This is a genomic window from Streptococcus sp. F0441 (genome assembly GCF_000314775.2).
Taxonomy (GTDB): Bacteria; Bacillota; Bacilli; order Lactobacillales; family Streptococcaceae; genus Streptococcus.
The window spans coordinates 504,166-524,897 of the sequence record NZ_KB373321.1; the positions used below are offsets into that span (position 1 = coordinate 504,166).

Consider the following 20,732-nt stretch of genomic DNA (forward strand, 5'->3'; position numbering starts at 1 on the left):
GATTTTGAGAATAAAAAAAGAAGGAACTAGCTAAAAAGCTGGTTCCTTTTGTGTTTAGATGACATGACGCTCAAAGGCATCATCTGAGATTCCTTGTTCCAGGATGAGCTTCGCCCATTCCTTAGCAGAAAAGAGGCTGTGATCCTTGTAGTTTCCACAAGATTCGATGGTTGTTCCAGGAACATCTTCCCAAGTAGTGGTTTCAGCAATTTCCTTGAGCGAATCCTTGATAACAGCTGCAATTTCGGCGCTGGTATGGCGCCCCCACATAATCATGTGGAAGCCTGTCCGGCAGCCAAATGGTGAACAGTCAATCATACCGTCAATGCGGGTACGGATGAGTTTGGCCAAGAGGTGCTCAATGGTGTGAAGGCCAGCGGTAGGGATAGAGTCTTCATTTGGTTGCACCAAGCGGATATCAAAGTTGGAGATGACATCTCCCTTTGGTCCTGTTTCTTCCCCAATCAAGCGAACATAGGGTGCTTTAACAATGGTGTGGTCAAGTTCAAAACTTTCAACAATAACTTCTTTTGACATGGTAGTTCCTTTCAGTTTACTTCTTTCATTATATCATAAAGCCTGTTCTTGATGGAGTTTGATAAATGACTTTTTGGTACTAGAATAGTAATAAAGTCTCCATACATAAATCTCAGAATTATAAAGAAAGAATGGAGAGAAGAATACCTTGTGAGAGAAAAGTTTAGTTTTTTCTAGTGGAACTAAGGTGATTTTTGAAAAGTGGATCAACTTTTTCTGAAATTTCTGTTTAATCTCTGAACTAATTCTGAACTAGATTGGATATACTGGAGAAAATAAAGATAAAGGAGTTCGTTATGGAACATATGGTGAAAATAGAAGGCGTTTGCAAAAAGCATGGCAGTAAGCAGATTTTAGAAGATATTTCTTTTACAGCTAGAAGCGGGCGGATTACAGCTTTTCTGGGCCCAAATGGTGCAGGGAAAAGTTCGACCTTGAGGATTCTCTTGGGGTTAGATCGGGCGACAGCAGGAGCGGCGACTTTTGATGGGCAAACCTATCAGTCAATGATCTATCCGCTCAGAACGGTAGGTGCAGCCTTTGACGGCATTGGCGGTTTGCCAAATCGAAAGGTCTATGACCACTTGAGAATTATTGCGGCGAGTAATGCTATTCCCAAGTCTCGGGTTGATGAGGTTTTGGAGATGACTGGAATCGCTCATAAGAGGAAGGACCTCTTGTCAAGCCTGTCTCTGGGGGAGGGTCAGCGGTTGGGTTTGGCAGCAGCTTTGCTAGGTGATCCTCAGTTTCTTATATTAGATGAACCGACCAATGGACTGGACCCAAGTGGGATTAAGTGGTTTAGAAAGTTCATCCGTCAGCAGGCTGATTTAGGGAAAACGGTACTTCTATCATCCCACATCCTGTCAGAGGTGCAAATGGTGACAGATGATGTGGTCTTGATTCATCATGGGCGAATTATTGAGCAAGGGCGATTGAAAGAGGTGCTGCAAGATTCAGACAGTCTAGAAGATCTCTTCTTTGATTTGACAGAGGAGGTTTAAGATGAAAGAAGCGATGTCTTTATTGCATTCAGAATGGTTGAAAATCCGCTCAATCAAGGCTTTCAAAGTGAGTGTGGCCTTCATGCTGCTATTGGTGCCTGTCGTATCCTGGTTGGAGGGCCGACAGTATCTGTCTATCGGCTTGGATGCTACGCCTGAGACGGTTCCTAATCTGATAAACGCCATTGATCCGCTGGAATATCTAGGTCTCAACGGGGCTTCTATGGCGGTCATGGTTTTGGTCATTTTAGCTGGAATTTTGGGAGCTATGGAATTTCAGTCTCATAGCTTGAGAACCAGTCTCTTGACCTGTAATAGCCGCCTGAAGTTGCTTGTGGGGAAACTCATGACCTTTACTTGCTTTTCTCTTGCCACTAGCTTTTTATCAATCTACTTTAGTTATATGATCATGCATCTCGCTTTAGGAAAGGAAGGACTTGATCCGATTCTGCTCAATCAGGCAGCTTGGAGTTTGATTTTGTGGAAAACCTTATCTCTGACCTTATTGGGAATCCTTTCGTTTTTGTTAGGTTTATTGGCTCGGACCATGCTAGTTCCTCTACTTTTTCTCGTACCACAGATCTATAATCTGGGAAACTACCTGGCAGCTCACACGAGTTGGGGGACTTATTTGCCACAGCCAGCAGGAGAGTTGTTTGCTGCAACGCCAACTTCCCAATATGCTAACAATCCCTTGCAAGGGCTGTTGATACTTGGTGCATGGTTGCTAGTCATCGGCGGCATGGCCTCTCTGCGCTTTTTGAAGACGGATTTAGGAGGGCGATACTGATGATAAAAGCTCTGCTTAGAAGTGAATGGATTAAGTTCCGTTCTTATTATCTCGCTCTTGGTGCAGCCTTAGTGGCTATGGTAGCTGTTCCATTTTTTCTGATGAATCTTGACTACATTCAGACAGCAGTTGGTCAGACGAAGGCTCTGAGCGAGGTTTTGCATGCCCTCTATCTGGCGCAGCCTGTCATCGTCATCTTTACTTCTCTCTATTTTGCCCAGGAGTTTGTCAAGTCTGGGATGCGAACGAATTTTCTAACCGTATCAAATAGAAAGGCTTGGTTGGCTGGGAAATTCCTTTTTCTGGACTTGCTGCTCTTGGTTCTCTACAGTGTCATGATAGGCAGCTGTTTCCTTGTTATGCTGGCTCGTTTTGACCTAAGCTTTAGCTGGTCCTTACTAGAGAAATTCCTCTATTACAGCTTTTTTTGTCTTCTCAGCAATCTTTTTCTGGCTTTTTTAACTGCTGGCCTCGCTTTGCTATTTCAATCTTGGGTTGTGCCGGTGTCGGTGCTCTTTCCTCTCTTGGTTAGCCTCAGCCGTTTATTGGCGACTTTCATCAAAGAAGCAAAATACCTGCCCGATCTGGCTACGCTAAATCTTTTTGAGTATGAAGGACTTCAGCATTCAATAGATCTCTCAGGGCTGGGAATACAGCTGTTATGGTTAGCTTTGGTTTGGAGCTCTGCTATATTCTTAACCTTGAAACGAGATGTTCGCTAGAGGTATGCTATAATGGAAATCATGAGACAGTATCGTATTTTGGTGGTTGATGACGACCAGAGCATTTTGAAGCTGGTGAGAAACGTCCTAGAGCTAGATGCTTATGATGTGACGACGCTTGATTGGATAGAAGACCTAGAGCTGACGTATTTTGTCGGATATGACTTGATTCTGCTGGATGTGATGATGGAGCCTGTTAATGGTTTTGAGCTGTGTTCCTACATTCGTCCTCATCTTTCGTGTCCAATCATCTTTCTGACGGCTAAGGAATTGGAGGCGGACAAAGTGGAAGGGCTCTTTCGCGGAGCAGATGACTATATTGTCAAGCCTTTTGGAACCAAAGAATTGCTGGCGCGCGTCAGAACTCATCTTCGGCGGGAGGAAAGACGTGAGGAGCGATATTCTGAAATTGCTTCTTGCCAATTTTATCCAGAGCGCTACGAAGTTGCCTGTTTTAGTAAAGTCTTGAAATTTTCAGAGCGGGAGTTTAAGCTGCTACATTTACTAGCTAGCAATCCCAAGCAGACCTTTTCAGCTGAACGTCTTCATACCTTGCTTTATCCAGAAAGCTCAGAAACACAGCTTCGTTCCATCTCAGAATACGTATATCAGATTCGTCAAAAATGCAAACAAGAAGGACTGCAAGCAATCGCAACTGTGAGAGGAGTAGGCTATAGATGGCAATTAGAACCCGTAATTTCAAAAGCCTAGTCTGGACAACCAGTTTAAAAATCGTCTTTTTCCATGTTTTGATTTTTGTGCTTATAGGTTATGAATTTACGCAAGGAAGTAATCACGTTCTTTTCACCTTGTTCTTTTGGGCAGGGAGCTTGCTGCTGATTACTTTTTATCATATTTTGAAATTGCTCCGAAAAATCGACAGGGAAATAAAAATGCTAACGAGCAAGAAGCTTTTAGAAGAAAATCAAAGCCAGCTTTTTAGGATCGAGGAAATGCTCGAAGTCTATAGCGATTTACGGAGCAGCCACCAAGAAAATGCTCGTCTTCTAGAAAAAGAGCAGCAGCATAATCAAGAGTTGATTTTACAGCTATCAGCGACATCGCACGATTTGAAAACGCCCCTAACTGTGATTAAGGGGAATGCTGAGCTCTTGGAATTGGCGCAGTTAGGCCAGCCACAGGCAGACTATGCTGCTGAGATTTTGCAAGCTAGTTACAAGATGGAAGAATATTGTGGCTCTTTGATTGATTACGCTAAGACTTTTCAGATTGATTCTAATCAGTTCAGTCAGCTTTCCTTAGAGGACTTTTTGGCTTATCTCCAGGACGATTGGGCACTGTTCAGTAAACAGGAAAGCTATCGTTTTTATCTCCAAGAAGATTGTGATCTTAGTCTAATTTTGTCGATTCATTTGGACTATCTCAAACGGGCTTTGCTCAATATTTTACTGAATGCGCTTGAACATGCAGACCAGGATCAAAAGGAAGTCAAGCTAACGGTATCAGTGCAGCAGGACCAGTTGGTTTTTGCTATCTGGAACAACGGCCCTTCATTTTCAGAGGAGATGCTACTGGGAGCGGAACGGCTCTTTTACCAGAGTGACCAAAGCCGCAATTCAGCTAATCCCCATCATGGTATCGGCTTAGCCTTTTCTAAGCAGGTCGCTCTCTTGCATGGTGGTTGTCTAACCCTGCTCAATCCAGAGCAAGGAGGAGCTTGTGTTGAGTTGACAATTTCATTGAAATAAATGAGAATGGAAAATCATAAAAACGCATAATACCAAATGTCCAAAAGACTTGATATTATGCGTTTGATTTTTTTATTATGTAAAGATTTACTGGATTTTTCTCTCAAATTAAGTTTTTGTCCAGCCTTGTTTATTTACTTCCGATACAAGCGGTCGTATTGGTAGTATGGGTCAAAGGTTACGTTGATGCCTAGTTTGCGAAGGACATTCTTGTCTTCATCGGTCAAGATGATGGTAGAGTGTGCTTCGCTACCTTTGAGGTTACCAAGTTCTTCCATGGCACGCGCAGCATCAGGATTTTCCATAGCTGTGATTGCAAGGGCAATCAGGATTTCATTTGAATGCAGGCGTGGATTGCGACTACCGAGATGGTTGATTTTAAGGCCTTGGATTGGTTTGACGACTTCAGGCTCGATTAGTTTTACTTCTTTAGCGATATCAGCTGATTTCTTAATGGCGTTGATCAAGGCGGCAGCTGTAGGACCAAAGAGTTCTGAGTTTTTACCAGTGACAATGTCACCAGATGGCAATTCGAGAGCAAGGGCAGGCCCACCGGTTTCTTCTGCCTTTTGGCGTGCTGCGACAGCAACCTGACGGTCTGCAGGTGTGATACCGAGGTCGTTCATGAGAAGTTCAATCTTCTTGACAGCAGTTTCTCCGACTTTTTCAGCTTTAAAATCAAGAACAGTTTGATAGTAGCGACGGATGATTTCTTGTTTAGAGGCTTCGATAGCAGCTTCATCATCTGTAATAGCGAAGCCAACCATGTTGACACCCATGTCTGTTGGTGAAGCGTATGGAGATTCACCGAGAATACGTTCCAACATACGTTTGAGTACTGGGAAGATTTCGATATCACGGTTGTAATTGACAGTGGTTTCTCCGTAGGTTTGGAGATGGAAGGGGTCAATCATGTTGACATCGTCAAGGTCTGCTGTGGCAGCCTCATAGGCCAAGTTGACTGGATGATGAAGGGGAAGGTTCCAAACTGGGAAGGTTTCAAATTTAGCGTAACCAGACTTGATGCCATTGATTTGGTCATGGTACATGTTTGACATACAAGTTGCCAATTTTCCAGAACCAGGTCCAGGAGCGGTTACGACAATCAAGTTGCGACTGGTTTTGATGTAGTCGTTTTTTCCCATGCCTTCTGGAGAGATGATGTGGTCCATATCAGTCGGATATCCTTTGATCGGATAATGAAGATAGGAATCAATCCCGTTTTTATCTAACTGGTTGCGGAAGGCATCTGCAGCGGGTTGGCCAGCGTATTGTGTGATGACAACCGAACCAACAAAAATTCCCAGTTCATTGAATTTGTCAATCAAACGAAGGACTTCTTGGTCATAAGAAATACCTAGGTCGCCACGCGCTTTGGAATGCTCGATGTTGCTTGCGTTAATGGCGATCACAACTTCAACCTGCTCTTTCAATTCTTGCAAGAGCTTGATTTTGTTGTCAGGCTCATAACCAGGAAGTACTCGAGCAGCGTGGAAATCTTCTAACATTTTGCCACCAAACTCCAAATAGAGCTTGCCATCAAATTGGTTAATGCGCTCCAAAATGTGGTCGCGCTGTAGATTCAGATATTGTTCAGAACTAAAAGCTTGTTTTTTCATTTTTTTACCTCTGACCTCTATTATAATAAAAAATTGGAAGTTAGGAAACCACGGAGCTAAAAAAGAAATTAAAAAGATTAGGCAAACGCTTGCACTAAGTTTAAAAAAGCGCTATCATAGAGTATAGATTATTAAAATAATGAGGTAAACAGATGCAAGAAAAATGGTGGCACAATGCTGTAGTCTATCAAGTCTATCCAAAGAGTTTCATGGATAGCAACGGAGATGGGATTGGCGATTTGCCAGGAATTACTAGTAAGTTGGACTATCTAGCCAAGTTAGGAATCACAGCGATTTGGCTTTCTCCCGTTTATGACAGTCCTATGGATGATAATGGCTATGATATTGCTGATTATCAAGCAATTGCAGCTATTTTCGGGACTATGGAGGACATGGACCAACTCATCGCAGAAGCTAAGAAGCGTGACATTCGAATTATCATGGACTTGGTGGTCAATCATACCTCGGATGAGCATGCTTGGTTTGTCGAGGCCTGTGAAAATCCTGACAGTCCCGAGCGAGACTACTATATCTGGCGGGATGAGCCCAATGATTTGGAGTCTATCTTTAGTGGGTCTGCTTGGGAATACGATGAAAAATCAGGTCAATACTATCTTCACTTTTTCAGCAAGAAACAGCCTGATCTCAACTGGGAGAATGAAAAACTGCGCCAGAAAATTTACGAGATGATGAACTTCTGGATTGATAAGGGCATCGGTGGTTTCCGTATGGATGTCATTGACATGATTGGCAAGATTCCTGATGAGAAAGTAGTCAATAATGGTCCCATGCTCCATCCCTATCTCAAGGAGATGAACCAAGCAACCTTTGGAGATAAGAATCTCTTGACAGTAGGAGAGACCTGGGGAGCAACGCCAGAGATTGCTAAACTGTACTCTGATCCCAAGGGACAAGAATTGTCTATGGTCTTCCAGTTTGAGCACATTTGTCTTCAATATCAGGAAGGGCAACCTAAATGGCACTATCAAAAAGAGCTGAATATCAGTAAGTTGAAAGAAATCTTCAACAAATGGCAGACAGAGTTAGGAGTTGAGGATGGCTGGAATTCCCTCTTCTGGAACAACCATGACCTCCCTCGTATTGTCTCAATCTGGGGAAATGACCAAGAATACCGCGAAAAATCTGCCAAAGCCTTTGCAATCCTACTTCATCTTATGAGAGGGACTCCTTATATCTACCAAGGTGAGGAGATTGGGATGACCAACTATCCATTCGAAACACTGGATCAAGTAGAAGATATTGAATCCCTCAACTATGCGCGTGAGGCTCTTGAAAAAGGTGTTTCGCTAGAGGAAATTATGGACAGCATCCGTGTCATTGGTCGTGATAATGCACGTACTCCGATGCAATGGGATGAAAGCAAAAATGCTGGCTTCTCAACAGGTCAACCTTGGTTGGCAGTTAATCCAAACTACGAAGAAATCAACGTTCAAGAAGCACTGGCAAATCCAGATTCTATTTTCTATACCTATCAGAAGTTGGTTCAAATCCGTAAGGAGAACAGCTGGCTGATTCGAGCTGACTTTGAATTGCTTGATACAGGTGACAAGATTTTTGCTTATATCCGTAAGGACGGTGACCGTCGTTTCTTAGTTGTGGCTAACCTGTCCAATGAAAAACAAAACTTTTCAGTAGAAGGAAAAGTTAAATCTGTCTTGATTGAAAACACTGTGACTCAAGAAACAGTTGAAAAACAAACCTTGGCTCCATGGGATGCCTTCTGTGTGGAAATGACTGACTAAAATGAGAGAACTTCAAGCTTCAAAAGCTTGAGGTTTTTTACTAAAAATTATATAGAAAACCCTTTAAAATATATTTGTTAGAATTTTCTAAAAAATCTGGCGAAAGTCCTTGCTTTTATGAAAAAATAGGGTATAATGGTGAAAACACTATCTTTAAGGAGATTACTTATGAAATCGAAAAAGTGGCTCTTAGGAGCAGGTGCTGTTTTGAGTGCGGCCCTTCTTTTTACTGCTTGTGGGCAAAGTGAAAAGAAAGCGGATGCTCCCAAAACATTCTCTTATGTCTACGCTATGGATCCATCTTCTTTGGATTATAGTGTGACGAGCAAGAGCTCAACCTCTGACGTTATAGCAAACGTTGTTGATGGTCTTTTGGAAAATGATAAGTATGGGAACTTAATTCCATCACTTGCAGAAGACTGGTCTGTTTCAAAGGATGGTTTGACTTACACCTACAAACTTCGTAAGGGAGTAAAATGGTATACCTCTGATGGAGAAGAATACGCTGAAGTTAAGGCCAAAGACTTTGTTACTGGGCTTAAACATGCTGCTGACGGAAAATCAGATGGTCTTTCTTTGATTCAGGATTCTATCAAAGGTTTGGCAGAGTATGTTAGTGGTGAGAGCAATGATTTCTCTACCGTAGGAGTTAAGGCTGTTGATGATTACACGGTAGAATACACGCTCAATAAACCAGAAAGTTTCTGGAACTCTAAGGTCACAACTGCAACCATGCTCCCAGTTAATGAAGAATTTTTGAATTCTAAAGGGAGCGACTACGGTGCACCAACCCCATCAGGTATCCTATATAATGGTCCTTATTTCTTGAAATCATTGACTTCAAAATCAGTCATTGAATATGAAAAGAATCCAAACTACTGGGATAAGGACAATGTCAAGATTGACAATATTAAACTAACTTTCTACGATGGATCAGACCAAGAATCTTTGATTCGTAGCTTTACACAAGGTGCTTATACAACAGCCCGTCTCTTCCCAACAAGCTCAAACTTTGAGTCAACTAAACAAGAGTACGGCGATAAGATTGTCTACAGTCCACAAGAAGCGACTAGCTACTACCTCACTGTTAACGTAAACCGCCAATCTTACAATAAAACAGCCAAAACAGACGAAGCTCAAAAAACTTCAACGAAAGAAGCTCTGCTTAACAAGAACTTCCGTCAGGCGCTAAACTTTGCCCTTGACCGTCATTCTTATACTGCTCAGTTGAATGGTGAAGAAGGCGCGAACAAGATTATTCGTAACAGCCTAGTGCCTCATGACTACGTTCAAGTAGGTGAAAAGACCTTTGGAGAGTTGGCGCAGGCAGAGCTCGTTTCATATGGAGACCAGTGGAAAGATGTAGCCCTTACAGATGGCAAGGATACGATTTACAGTCCTGAAAAAGCTAAGGCAGCCTTTGCTAAAGCTAAGACAGAATTGCAAGCCAAGGGTGTTACCTTCCCAATTCATTTGGATATTCCGGTTGAACAAACAGATGTAATCGCGGTTCAGCAAACCAATTCACTCAAGCAGTCAATCGAATCATCACTTGGTACAGAGAATGTCATTGTCGATGTCCTTCAAATGACCGATAATGAAAAAATGAGCATTACGTCTCAAGCCAAGGTGCCATCTCAAAAAGACTATGATTTGAACGGAACTGGTTGGGGACCAGACTATCAAGACCCAGCTACCTACCTAAACATTCTTGATGCCAAGAAGGGTTCTGCCCTTAAACACTTGGGAATCACTCGCGGAAAAGATCCAGAAGTGATGGCTCAAGTTGGACTGGACGAATACAAGAAACTCTTGGATGATGCTGCAGCTGAAACTAGCGACCTCAATAAGCGTTATGAAAAATACGCCAAAGCTCAAGCTTGGGTGTCTGATAGCTCGCTCTTGATTCCAGTTGCTTCTTCAGGTGGTTCTCCAACTGTTAGCCGAACTGTACCATTCACAAAAGCATACTCTCAAGTCGGAATCAAGGGAGACCCATTTGTGTTCAAAGGTTTGGAATTGCAAAATGACGTTGTGACTGCAAAAGAATACGAAGAAGCCTTCAAGAAATGGCAACAAGAAAAAATCGAAACAAATGCCAAATACCAAAAAGAACTTGAAAAACACGTCAAGTAATTTATAAACAGAAAAGGAAGTTGCAGAAAAACTGTACTTCCTTTTTGTTTTGAGACACCAGTTGTCATAAAAGCAGTAACTTTACATTTTTGAATAAATTTGATAAAATACGGTTATGTTATAAAACGTAACATTGAGGAGTAATTGAGGAGTAGATGATGAAAATGAAAAAAAGACTAATCGGGACAGGTCTTGTCTTAGCGACAGGGATTTTGCTTTCGGCATGTGGACAGTTCAACACAAATACTAGCACTTATTCATCAACATTTAGTGCGAATCCAACAACTTTCAACTATCTTCTAGATTATTATGCAGATAACACTGCCGTTATTACCAATCTCGTAGATGGTCTGCTAGAAAATGATAGCTATGGGAACCTCGTGCCAGCTCTAGCGGAAGACTGGTCTGTTTCATCAGATGGTTTGACCTATACCTACAAGCTTAGAAAAGATGCCAAGTGGTATACGGCTGATGGTGAGGAATATGCTTCAGTCAAAGCTCAGGATTTTGTCACTGGGATCAAGTATGCTGCGGACAACAAGGGGCAAGCTATGGATCTGATCCAAAATTCAATCAAGGGATTGAATGACTATGTGACGGGTGTGACTAATGACTTTTCAACTGTTGGGGTCAAAGCCTTGGATGACTACACAGTCGAGTACACTTTGACTCGACCAGAACCGTATTGGAATTCAAAGACAACCAATAGTATTCTTTTCCCAGTCAACGAAGAGTTCTTGAAATCAAAGGATAAAGACTTTGGTACCTTGACACCAGACAGTATCCTTTATAATGGCCCGTATCTGTTAAAAGATTTCACATCAAAATCTTCAATCGAGTATGTGAAGAATCCACACTATTATGACCATGATAAAGTAACTATTGAAAAAGTTAAGTTAGCCTACTTTGATGGGTCAGATCAGGAGATGACGATTCGAAACTTTGAAAGTGGTGCTTACTCGATTGCAGGAGTCTATCCAAATAGTTCGAACTATGCCAAGACAAAAGAAAAATACCAAGACAATATTGTCTATAGCTTACAAGACAAGACATCTTGGTACTTTAACTTTAACGTCAACCGCAAAACCTATAATCATACCGCTAAAACAACGGACGAACAAAAGAACTCAACGCAAACAGCGATTTTAAATAAAAATTTCCGTCAGGCTATCAACTTTGGTATTGATCGAACAGCCTACTCTGCTCAATCTAACGGTGAAGAAGCAGCGAGCAAAACCCTTCGTAATACTCTGGTTCCCCCAACATTTGTTCAGGTGGGAGATAAGACCTTTGGAGAAGTAACAGCTTCTAAGCTTGTGAACTACGGAACTGAGTGGTCAGGTATCAATTTGGCAGACGCTCAAGATGCTTACTTTAACAAGGAAAAGGCCCAAGCAAAATTTGCGGAAGCTAAAAAGGAATTGGAAGCCCAAGGCGTGACTTTCCCAATCCATTTGGATGTCCCTGTTGATCAGACAAATAAAAATGCGGTTTCTGGTATGAACTCGGTTAAACAAACCCTTGAAACAGTACTAGGTTCTGACAATATCGTCATTGATGTTCAACAGCTTTCTACAGATGACTTTGGAAATGTTGCCTTCCTAGCGCCAAATCCAGCAGCTCGTGACTACGACTTAAACTTTGATGGTTGGGTTGGTGATTACCAGGATCCATCAACTTATCTAGATCCCTTCAATGCTGAAATCGGCTTCTATCTCAAGATTTTTGGCCTTGATGCCAAGGAAGACCAAGAGCTCATCAAGAGTCTGGGGCTCGATACCTATACACAACTCCTAAAAGAAGCAGATGCCGAGAACAAAGATGTCGCTAAGCGTTATGAAAAATACGCTGAAGCTCAAGCTTGGATGATTGACAATTCTCTAATCATGTCTGCTATGTCAAATGGTGGGACAGCCTCTGTAACTAAGGTAACTCCGTTTACACGTGCCTACTCCCTAGTGGGTATCAAGGGTGACGGAAATAATTATAAGTACATGAGACTGCAAAAAGACCCTGTTACCAAGAAACAATTTGACGAAGCCAAGGCTAAGTGGGAAGCAGAAAGTAAAAAGGCTATTGAAAAGAGCCAAAAAGAGTTTGAAAATCATATCAAATAAAAAGTTGAAATAAGGTCTCTTGCAAGGGATCTTATTTTTGTTTGCTCAAGCTCCTAAATAATGAAAGCGATCACTCTAAAATATAGCTAAAAAAAATGAATGAAAACGCTGAGAATTAGGGGAATAAATGGAATTTATCCTACTTCTGTGGTATAATTAACTTAATTATTAACGTATAGGGGAATACCATGACTAAACGTTCAAAGCGATCTCGCTCGGGGAAAGTAAAGCGAAGTATTAATATAGCTTTATTAGCCATTTATTTATTATTGAGTGGCTCTTTGTTGTTCTTAATTTTTAGACATAATATCCTAGCCTTTAGGCATCTCAATATCTTAGCTACTGTTCTAGTTTTACTATCTGCTATCGTAGCTCTACTTTTGATAGTATATAAGAAAGCCGAAAAGTTCACGATTTTCTTGTTGGTACTTGCGGTGTTAACTAGTTCGGTTTCGCTATTTGCTTTGCAACAGTTTGTCGGTTTTACCAATCATATCAATTCGACGTCAAATTACTCAGAGTATTCAATCAGTGTGGTCGTTTTGAAAGATAGTGAAATAAATAATGTGACTCAACTGGATACGGTTACGGGGCCTACAGAGACAGACAATGACAATATTCAAAAGTTGTTAGCAGATATTAAAACCAGCCAAAGCAAGGACTTGACAGTTGAGAATGCGACTTCCTACCTAGCAGCTTATAAGAGTCTGCTTTCTGGTGAAGCCAAAGCAATCATCTTAAATAGTGTCTTTGAAAATATCATTGAAGCAGAGTATCCTGACTATGCTTCTAAAATCAAGAAAATATACACTAAAAAATTGACTAAAGAAGTTGCTGCGCCTAAGGTATCGAAGAATAAAGCTTTCAATATTTATGTGAGTGGTATTGATACCTATGGTCCGATTAGCTCAGTCTCACGTTCAGATGTAAATATTTTGATGACAGTGAACCGTGATACCAAAAAAATCCTTCTCACTACAACGCCTCGAGATTCTTATGTTCCGATCGCGGATGGAGGAAATAATCAAAAGGACAAATTGACTCACGCGGGGATTTATGGAGTAGACTCGTCGATTCATACCCTGGAAAACCTATACGGAGTTGATATCAATTACTATGTTCGTTTGAACTTCACTTCGTTCTTGAAGTTGATTGACCTTTTAGGTGGCGTAGATGTTTATAATGACCAGGATTTCACCTCTCTACACGGGAAGTTCCATTTCCCAGTTGGAAATGTCCACTTAGATTCTGAGCAGGCTCTGGGATTTGTTCGTGAGCGCTACTCTCTAGCAGATGGAGATCGTGATCGTGGACGCAACCAGCAAAAAGTCATTGTTGCTATCATTCAGAAGCTAACATCAACAGATGCTTTAAAGAATTATGACAATATTATTCAAGGATTGCAAGATTCTCTTCAAACCAATATGCCTTTGGAAACCATGATGGACTTGGTTAATACACAGTTGGATAGTGGTGGTCAGTATAAGGTCAATTCCCAAGACTTAAAAGGAACTGGAAGAACGGATCTTCCATCCTACGCTATGCCAGATAGCAACCTTTATATGATGGAAATTGATGAAAGTAGCTTGGCTGCTGCAAAAGCTGCTATCAATGATGTGATGGAGGGGAAATAGCATGATAGACATCCATTCGCACATCGTTTTTGATGTGGATGATGGCCCGAAGTCGATAGAGGAAAGTAAAAACCTTCTAAGAGAAGCCTATAGTCAAGGAGTGCGAACAATCGTTTCAACATCGCATAGACGAAAAGGTATGTTTGAAACTCCTGAAGAAAAGATCGCAACCAACTTTCTCATGGTGCGAGAAATGGCTAAGGAAGTTGCTGATGACCTAATCATTGCCTATGGGGCTGAAATCTACTATACGCCGGATGTCGTTGAGAAGTTAGAAAAGAAATTAATTCCCACGCTCAACGATAGTCGCTATGCTTTGATTGAGTTTAGCATGAATACACCTTATCGAGATATACATAAGGGATTGAGTGATATTCTAATGCTGGGTATTACTCCAGTCATTGCCCATATTGAGCGTTATGATGCTCTAGAAAATAATGAAAAGCGAGTTCAGGAACTGATTGATATGGGGTGCTATACCCAGGTCAATAGTTCTCATGTCTTGAAACCGAAACTCTTCGGAGAAACTTATAAATTCATGAAAAAGAGAGCTCAGTATTTTTTAGATCGTGACCTCGTTCATGTAATCGCTAGTGATATGCACAACTTGGATCGTAGACCTCCTCATATGGAAGAAGCCTATGATATTATTGCCAAAAAATATGGTGAAAACAAGGCCAAGGAACTCTTTAAAGAGAACCCAAGAAAAATCATAATGGATCAACTAATTTAGGAGAAAAAATGAAAGAACAAAATATGATGGAAATTGATGTATTCCACTTGTTAAAAATTCTATGGAAACGAAAATTGCTGATTGTCTTAGTAGCATTCGTGACAGGAGCAGTAGCCTTTGCCTATAGTAGCTTTATCGTAAAACCCGAATATACCAGTACTACCCGCATTTATGTTGTCAACCGCAATCAGGGAGACAAACCTGGTTTGACCAACCAAGACTTGCAAGCGGGATCTTACTTGGTAAAAGACTATCGTGAAATCATTCTCTCGCAAGGCGTTTTAGAAAAAGTTGCGACTGATTTGAAACTGGATCTTCCTCCAAAAGATCTAGCTGGTAAAATTAAGGTGACAGTTCCAGCGGATACGCGTATTGTTTCTATCTCTGTTACTGATCGTTTGCCTGAAGAAGCGAGCCGTATCGCCAACTCATTGAGAGAGGTTGCAGCTCAAAAGATTATTAGTGTTACACGGGTTTCAGATGTGACGACACTCGAAGAGGCTCGCCCGGCAACCTCACCATCTTCTCCAAATATCCGTCGCAATACCATGGTTGGCTTTCTCGCTGGAGCGGTTGTGATGGTTGTCACGGTTCTCCTTATTGAACTCCTAGACACACGAGTGAAACGTCCAGAAGATGTCGAAGATGTGATGCAAATTGCGCTATTGGGAGTAGTTCCAAATTTGGATAAATTGAAATAGGAGAGAGAGATGCCAACATTAGAGATTGTACAAAAAAAATTAGATTTGGCAAGAAAAGCTGAAGAGTATTACAATGCACTTCGCACCAATATACAGTTGAGTGGGAATAACTTGAAAGTTATTTCGATCACGTCTGTGAAACCGGGTGAAGGAAAGTCAACTACTTCTACAAATATTGCTTGGGCCTTTGCGCGTGCGGGCTATAAAACTCTTTTAATCGATGCTGATATTCGTAATTCTGTCATGTCAGGGGTTTTTAAATCACGCGAGAAGATTACTGGACTAACAGAGTTCTTATCTGGAACGACAGATCTATCACAAGGGCTATGTGATACCAATGTTGAAAACTTGTTTGTTATTCAAGCGGGCTCTGTATCACCAAACCCAACAGCTTTGCTGCAAAGTGAAAATTTTGCAACCATGCTTGATGCCTTGCGTAAGTACTTTGATTATATCATCGTGGATACAGCACCAATTGGAGTTGTCATCGATGCAGCTATCATCACTCAAAAATGTGACGCTTCTATTTTGGTAACTGCAGTAGGTGAAACAAATCGACGTGATGTTCAAAAAGCGAAAGGGCAGCTCGAACAAACAAGCAAACCATTCTTAGGAATTGTGCTCAATAAATTGAATACCTCTGTTGAAAAATATGGTTCTTATGGGGCCTACGGTAACTACGGCAAAAAATAAGAAATATGAAATAAGTTAGGGAGATTACGATGAAAGGAAAAGGATTCAAATTGTCTCTGGCGGTGGTTCAGAGTATTCTTGTCATTTTATTGGCTTACTTACTTAGTTTTGTAAGAGAAACGGAGATTGCTTCAACAACAGTAATTATACTTTATCTCCTTCATTACTTCGTGTTTTATATTAGTGATTATGGACGAGATTTTTTTAAAAGAGGTTATCTAATTGAACTTGTCAAGACGTTAAAATATACTATTTTCTTTGCACTAGCGATCAGTATTTCAAACTTTTTCTTGGAAGAACGCTTTAGCATATCAAGAAGGGGCATGATTTATTTCCTGACTTTACATACTTTGCTGATTTACTTCCTAAATTTCCTGATTAAGAAATATTTAAAACAGCTTTATCTCAATTTTAAGGGGAGCCGAAAAATTCTTCTAATTACAGCGGCTTCTCGAATTGATAAAGTGATTGATAAGTTGAACGAATCAAATGATGTATTTGGTAAACTAGTAGCTGTTAGTGTTTTAGACAAACCAGATTTCAAACACGAAAATGTCACAGTAATTCCAGAGGATGAAATAGTTTCTTTTGCAACTCATGAAGTAGTTGACGAGGTATTCATAAATCTTCCGACGGAGCAATACAATATCAGAGAATTTGTATCACAATTTGAGACAATGGGAATTGATGTGATGGTCAATCTGAATGCTTTTGATAGCAGTCTTGCTCTTGACAAGCAAATTCGTGAAATGGCAGGACTAAGTGTTGTTATTTTCTCAACTAAATTTTATAAGATAAGCCATGTGATTGCAAAACGTATTATTGATATTATTGGTTCTATTTTTGGCCTACTAATTTGTGGGATTATTGGCACCATTTTGATTCCCTTAATTCGAAAAGATGGAGGGCCTGCAATTTTTGCTCAGACTCGTATCGGTAAAAATGGGCGTCGCTTCACTTTCTACAAGTTTCGATCAATGTGTGTAGATGCTGAAGAGAAGAAACAAGCACTCCTCGAACAGAACACTATGGAAGGCGGTATGTTTAAGGTAGATAATGATCCTCGTATCACGAAGGTAGGACGTTTTATTCGTAAAACGAGCCTAGACGAACTTCCTCAGTTCTATAATGTTCTCAAGGGAGATATGAGTTTGGTAGGAACAAGACCTCCAACAGTGGATGAGTATGAACAATATACACCTGAGCAGAAACGTCGTCTTAGCTTTCGACCAGGAATCACAGGTCTCTGGCAAGTTAGTGGACGAAGTGAAATAACGAATTTCGATGATGTGGTCAAACTTGACGTAGAGTATATTGATGGCTGGACAATCTGGAAAGATATTGAAATTTTATTGAAGACAGTTAAAGTTGTATTTATGAGAGATGGGGCGAAGTAGGAAATGAAAATATGTTTAGTTGGATCTAGTGGAGGTCACTTGACTCATTTATATCTATTAAAACCTTTCTGGAAAGATAAGGAAAGATTTTGGGTTACTTTTGATAAAGAGGATGCTCGGAGTGTACTCTCTGAGGAAGTTGTATATCCTTGCTATTATCCAACCAATCGTAATATAAAAAATTTAGTAAGAAATTCTTTTCTCGCCTATAAAATTTTAAAAAAAGAGAGACCAGATGTGATTATTTCGTCTGGTGCAGCTGTAGCTGTCCCTTTCTTTTATCTAGGAAAAATATTTGGTGCTAAGACAGTCTATATTGAAGTTTTTGACCGTATTGATGCACCAACCCTAACAGGGAAATTAGTATATCCGGTGACAGATAGGTTCATAGTACAGTGGGAGGAAATGAAAAAAGTATATCCGAAAGCAATCAATCTCGGAGGGATCTTCTAATGATTTTTGTGACAGTAGGTACTCATGAACAACAGTTTAATCGACTTATTAAAGAGGTTGATAGATTAAAAGGTGAGGGATTTATTCAAGATGAAGTATTTATTCAAACAGGATATTCCAGTTATATTCCGCAATATTGTGAGTGGGAAAAGATAATTTCTTATGAAAAAATGAATAAATTAATTGAGGGATCAGATGTTATCATTACTCATGGTGGGCCAGCGACGTTTATGGGGGTTTTTGCTAAAGGGAAAACCCCGATAGTTGTTCCTAGACAAAAAAAATTTGGAGAGCATGTGAATGATCATCAGATGGAATTTGTTGAGAAAGTATTAAATATCTATAATTTAACAGTCATTACGAATATAAGTGATCTTATGGCATGTATTTCAAAAATAAATGAACAACAAAGAACAGATTTGAAAACTAATAATAACCTGTTTATGGAGAACTTTATAGATATGATTGATGATTTAATGGGGACAAGCTATGTTAAGGACGAATAAGTTTATAAATATTTGTATCAAGTTGCTATTCATATATTCGTTATGTAGTGAGTTAATATATTCCTATTTTCCTTCATCACTATTGTTTACGATACCAGATTTATTGCTATTGGTATCGGTTTTATTTGTTATATTTGATTCCTATTCTTCGGGTAAGATTAAAATTAAAAATCCTCACGTCAGTATAGCCTTTTTTATTTTCTTAATACTATTTTTATTAATTAGTTTTAGTTGGGGAAATCTCAATGTATATGATTTCGTTGCAAGAATAAGATACATACTAGGAGCATTTCTTGTTTATTACATGACGAACAGTTATTTAGATGACAGAACTTTTTCATCTTTAATTGATACTGCTTACGTTGCACAGATATTTAATTTATTGTTAGTTTTATACCAACATTTAGTATTACATTTACATCCTGATTTTACCAATGGTATTTTTGGTTTCACTAATTATGCAAATGGAATTCAAGGATTCTATTGTTTAGCCTTAAGTATTTTATCTATTGTTTATTATCTATATGGCAAATGGAAAGCTATGAAGTCGTTAATATTGATTGCTATTTCCTGTATAATATGTGCATTGGCAGAAATAAAGATTTTTTTTGTTATTTTTATATTCTCTATTTTCCTAATTTTCATATTTCAAAAGTCAAAAGCAGTTAGAAAAGCACGTATAATTAGTACAACTGTAGGAATATCTCTTCTTTTTTTGGTTGCCTATAAAATTATTGAAATGGTTTTGCCTGATAATTTGTATACTTTTTTTAATGTTACAAAGGCATTATCCTATGAAAACCGAACAGACTTTGCGGGACGAACCAATACTATTTCCTTTTTATGGGATAACTTATTTTATCATGATTATGTTAGTGCCATATTTGGAAAAGGTTTGGGGTCATACTCTGTTAATTATATCTATGAACTAGGTAAAATGCTTGCAGATGGTGGTTTTATTTCTGTAGTCCTTCTTTATTTATTTTTGTTATCATTATTTATAAGAGGAACTTTTACTAGAGATAAAGATATGCAATGTGAAAGACTGATTGTATCAATAATAGCTTTTGTAGTGATGATGAGCATTGTTGTGTGGAATAGTACATTTACGAGGTCTACATATATTGTATTTTTCTTTCTTGGATTAGGTAATGTTGTTTATAAATCTACTAATTCAATCAGAGGAGATTTAGATGAAAATTGAAGTATCAGTGGTTATACCAATATACAATGCTGAAAAAACAATAAAAAATTGTGTTGATAGTGCCCTAAAGCAAAATTTAGAATCTCTTGAAGTGATTCTGGTGAATGATGGGTCCAATGATTCTACAGCAGAAATTTTAGAACAGTATAATAGTAATCCCAAAATTAAGATTTTTCATCAGCTTAATAAAGGGGTATCTGCTGCTAGAAATAAGGGATTATCTCATGCAAGTGGAGAGTATGTATTTTTCCTAGATTCAGATGATGTTTTAGATGATGGTATACTTTATAAAATGTATCAGTTTGCTAAAAAAAATAAAATTGATCTTTTATCTTGTTGGCATAAAGAGCCTAATACAACACAATATGGTGGAAACGAGAACTGTTCAGCTTCATTTATTGCACGAACAAAAGAGGAAATAGGAAATCATTTTGTGGATATTTTTCCGAGAAGTGTTTGGGCTAAATTATTTCTTCGTAGAAGGATTGAGGAAAATAACATTACTTTTTCGACTGAGATGTCACTTGGGGAAGATATGTCATTTGTCTATCAATACTTGATGGTCTCAAGAAGTATTGCAGTAATTGATGGTGTGTATTATAATGTTCAAAATGTTAATCCCAAGTCATTATCTAAGCGTTATGTGAATAATATTGAACACTCCTTATTGATTCAGAATCAATTATGGAATCAATTATTAGAAGTTTATCCTAAAATTGAGGAGAACTACTATAAGCAACATATGGATTTTAGATTTTACCTTGCTAGTTTATATGTAAATAACTTATTTAAATTCGATTCTCCGTATTCCTCAAAAGAAAAATGGGATAATATTGCACAACAATTAAAAAAATATAGACCATTTTTAGATGAGAAAGTGAGTAAAGAAAAGAAGCCTAAAAATCTGAATGAGATGATTATTTTTTATTTGCTGAAGTCTAAAATTCCCTTATTAATCTATTCTTTTTACTCATTCAAAGAATGGTGGAAGAAAAAGCGATTAAAATATTGAAG

The 20,732-nt window shown here is 39.2% G+C and carries 19 protein-coding genes; 17 read left to right on the plus strand and 2 right to left on the minus strand.

Features of this window, described 5'->3' with window-relative positions; all coding sequences use genetic code 11:
- Positions 1-54 precede the first annotated feature (54 nt).
- The gene (locus HMPREF9188_RS02375) at positions 55-537 is read right to left on the minus strand and encodes an S-ribosylhomocysteine lyase (RefSeq protein ID WP_000032557.1); all 483 of its coding nucleotides are present in this window, start codon (positions 535-537) and stop codon (positions 55-57) included.
- 296 nt (positions 538-833) lie between these two features.
- Here HMPREF9188_RS02375 and HMPREF9188_RS02380 point away from each other — a divergent pair, with 296 nt between their 5' ends.
- Genes HMPREF9188_RS02380 through HMPREF9188_RS02400 form a run of 5 tightly spaced genes read left to right on the plus strand, consistent with a single transcriptional unit; the run spans position 834 to position 4,762 of the window.
- A complete protein-coding gene (locus HMPREF9188_RS02380) occupies positions 834-1,541 on the plus strand; it encodes an ABC transporter ATP-binding protein (protein ID WP_009729784.1) in 708 nt (235 codons plus the stop codon).
- Between the two features lies 1 nt (position 1,542).
- Positions 1,543-2,331 (plus strand): ABC transporter permease, encoded by a 789-nt coding sequence (locus HMPREF9188_RS02385; RefSeq protein ID WP_009729785.1) that lies wholly within the window; start codon positions 1,543-1,545, stop codon positions 2,329-2,331.
- The gene (locus tag HMPREF9188_RS02390) at positions 2,331-3,053 is read left to right on the plus strand and encodes an ABC transporter permease (protein WP_009729786.1); all 723 of its coding nucleotides are present in this window, start codon (positions 2,331-2,333) and stop codon (positions 3,051-3,053) included. Before HMPREF9188_RS02385 ends, HMPREF9188_RS02390 begins: the two co-directional genes overlap by 1 nt.
- A gap of 12 nt (positions 3,054-3,065) precedes the next feature.
- Positions 3,066-3,764 (plus strand): response regulator transcription factor, encoded by a 699-nt coding sequence (locus HMPREF9188_RS02395; protein WP_009729787.1) that lies wholly within the window; start codon positions 3,066-3,068, stop codon positions 3,762-3,764.
- A complete protein-coding gene (locus HMPREF9188_RS02400) occupies positions 3,731-4,762 on the plus strand; it encodes a sensor histidine kinase (RefSeq protein ID WP_009729788.1) in 1,032 nt (343 codons plus the stop codon). The genes HMPREF9188_RS02395 and HMPREF9188_RS02400 overlap by 34 nt, the downstream gene beginning before the upstream one ends.
- A gap of 134 nt (positions 4,763-4,896) precedes the next feature.
- Here HMPREF9188_RS02400 and HMPREF9188_RS02405 read toward each other — a convergent pair whose 3' ends face one another.
- Positions 4,897-6,381, minus strand: a complete 1,485-nt coding sequence (locus HMPREF9188_RS02405) for a DUF1846 domain-containing protein (protein WP_009729789.1) — start codon at positions 6,379-6,381, stop codon at positions 4,897-4,899.
- 152 nt (positions 6,382-6,533) lie between these two features.
- Between HMPREF9188_RS02405 and HMPREF9188_RS02410 the strand changes: the two genes are divergently transcribed.
- The 12 genes from HMPREF9188_RS02410 to HMPREF9188_RS02465 all read left to right on the plus strand — a co-directional run bounded on the left by HMPREF9188_RS02410 (position 6,534) and on the right by HMPREF9188_RS02465 (position 20,730).
- Positions 6,534-8,144, plus strand: a complete 1,611-nt coding sequence (locus HMPREF9188_RS02410) for a glycoside hydrolase family 13 protein (protein WP_009729790.1) — start codon at positions 6,534-6,536, stop codon at positions 8,142-8,144.
- Between the two features lie 168 nt (positions 8,145-8,312).
- Positions 8,313-10,280 carry a peptide ABC transporter substrate-binding protein gene (locus HMPREF9188_RS02415; RefSeq protein ID WP_009729791.1) on the plus strand — a complete coding sequence of 656 codons (1,968 nt, stop codon included), beginning with the start codon at positions 8,313-8,315 and terminating at the stop codon, positions 10,278-10,280.
- Positions 10,281-10,435: 155 nt separating this feature from the next.
- Complete coding sequence (locus HMPREF9188_RS02420) at positions 10,436-12,397, plus strand: peptide ABC transporter substrate-binding protein (RefSeq protein ID WP_069187738.1); 1,962 nt, start codon at positions 10,436-10,438, stop codon at positions 12,395-12,397.
- A 188-nt stretch (positions 12,398-12,585) separates the two neighbouring features.
- Positions 12,586-14,031, plus strand: a complete 1,446-nt coding sequence (gene cpsA, locus HMPREF9188_RS02425; RefSeq protein WP_009729793.1) for an LCP family glycopolymer transferase CpsA — start codon at positions 12,586-12,588, stop codon at positions 14,029-14,031.
- 1 nt (position 14,032) lies between these two features.
- Positions 14,033-14,764 carry a capsular polysaccharide biosynthesis protein Cps4B gene (cps4B, locus tag HMPREF9188_RS02430; RefSeq protein WP_000565338.1) on the plus strand — a complete coding sequence of 244 codons (732 nt, stop codon included), beginning with the start codon at positions 14,033-14,035 and terminating at the stop codon, positions 14,762-14,764.
- Positions 14,765-14,772: 8 nt separating this feature from the next.
- Positions 14,773-15,465 carry a capsular polysaccharide biosynthesis protein CpsC gene (gene cpsC / locus HMPREF9188_RS02435; protein WP_009729794.1) on the plus strand — a complete coding sequence of 231 codons (693 nt, stop codon included), beginning with the start codon at positions 14,773-14,775 and terminating at the stop codon, positions 15,463-15,465.
- A gap of 9 nt (positions 15,466-15,474) precedes the next feature.
- The gene (locus tag HMPREF9188_RS02440; RefSeq protein WP_001142578.1) at positions 15,475-16,158 is read left to right on the plus strand and encodes a tyrosine-protein kinase; all 684 of its coding nucleotides are present in this window, start codon (positions 15,475-15,477) and stop codon (positions 16,156-16,158) included.
- Positions 16,159-16,187: 29 nt separating this feature from the next.
- Positions 16,188-17,555 carry a sugar transferase gene (locus tag HMPREF9188_RS02445; protein WP_009729795.1) on the plus strand — a complete coding sequence of 456 codons (1,368 nt, stop codon included), beginning with the start codon at positions 16,188-16,190 and terminating at the stop codon, positions 17,553-17,555.
- 3 nt (positions 17,556-17,558) lie between these two features.
- On the plus strand, positions 17,559-18,008 hold the full coding sequence (pssD, locus tag HMPREF9188_RS02450; protein WP_000686640.1) for a PssD/Cps14F family polysaccharide biosynthesis glycosyltransferase: 450 nt from the start codon (positions 17,559-17,561) through the stop codon (positions 18,006-18,008).
- On the plus strand, positions 18,008-18,514 hold the full coding sequence (locus tag HMPREF9188_RS02455) for a glycosyltransferase (protein WP_000578435.1): 507 nt from the start codon (positions 18,008-18,010) through the stop codon (positions 18,512-18,514). The genes pssD and HMPREF9188_RS02455 overlap by 1 nt, the downstream gene beginning before the upstream one ends.
- A 304-nt stretch (positions 18,515-18,818) precedes the next feature.
- The gene (locus tag HMPREF9188_RS02460; protein ID WP_232194154.1) at positions 18,819-19,718 is read left to right on the plus strand and encodes a beta-carotene 15,15'-monooxygenase; all 900 of its coding nucleotides are present in this window, start codon (positions 18,819-18,821) and stop codon (positions 19,716-19,718) included.
- Positions 19,708-20,730, plus strand: coding sequence for a glycosyltransferase family 2 protein (locus HMPREF9188_RS02465; RefSeq protein ID WP_000687911.1), 1,023 nt, complete (start codon positions 19,708-19,710; stop codon positions 20,728-20,730). The genes HMPREF9188_RS02460 and HMPREF9188_RS02465 overlap by 11 nt, the downstream gene beginning before the upstream one ends.
- The last annotated feature ends 2 nt before the right edge of the window (positions 20,731-20,732 follow it).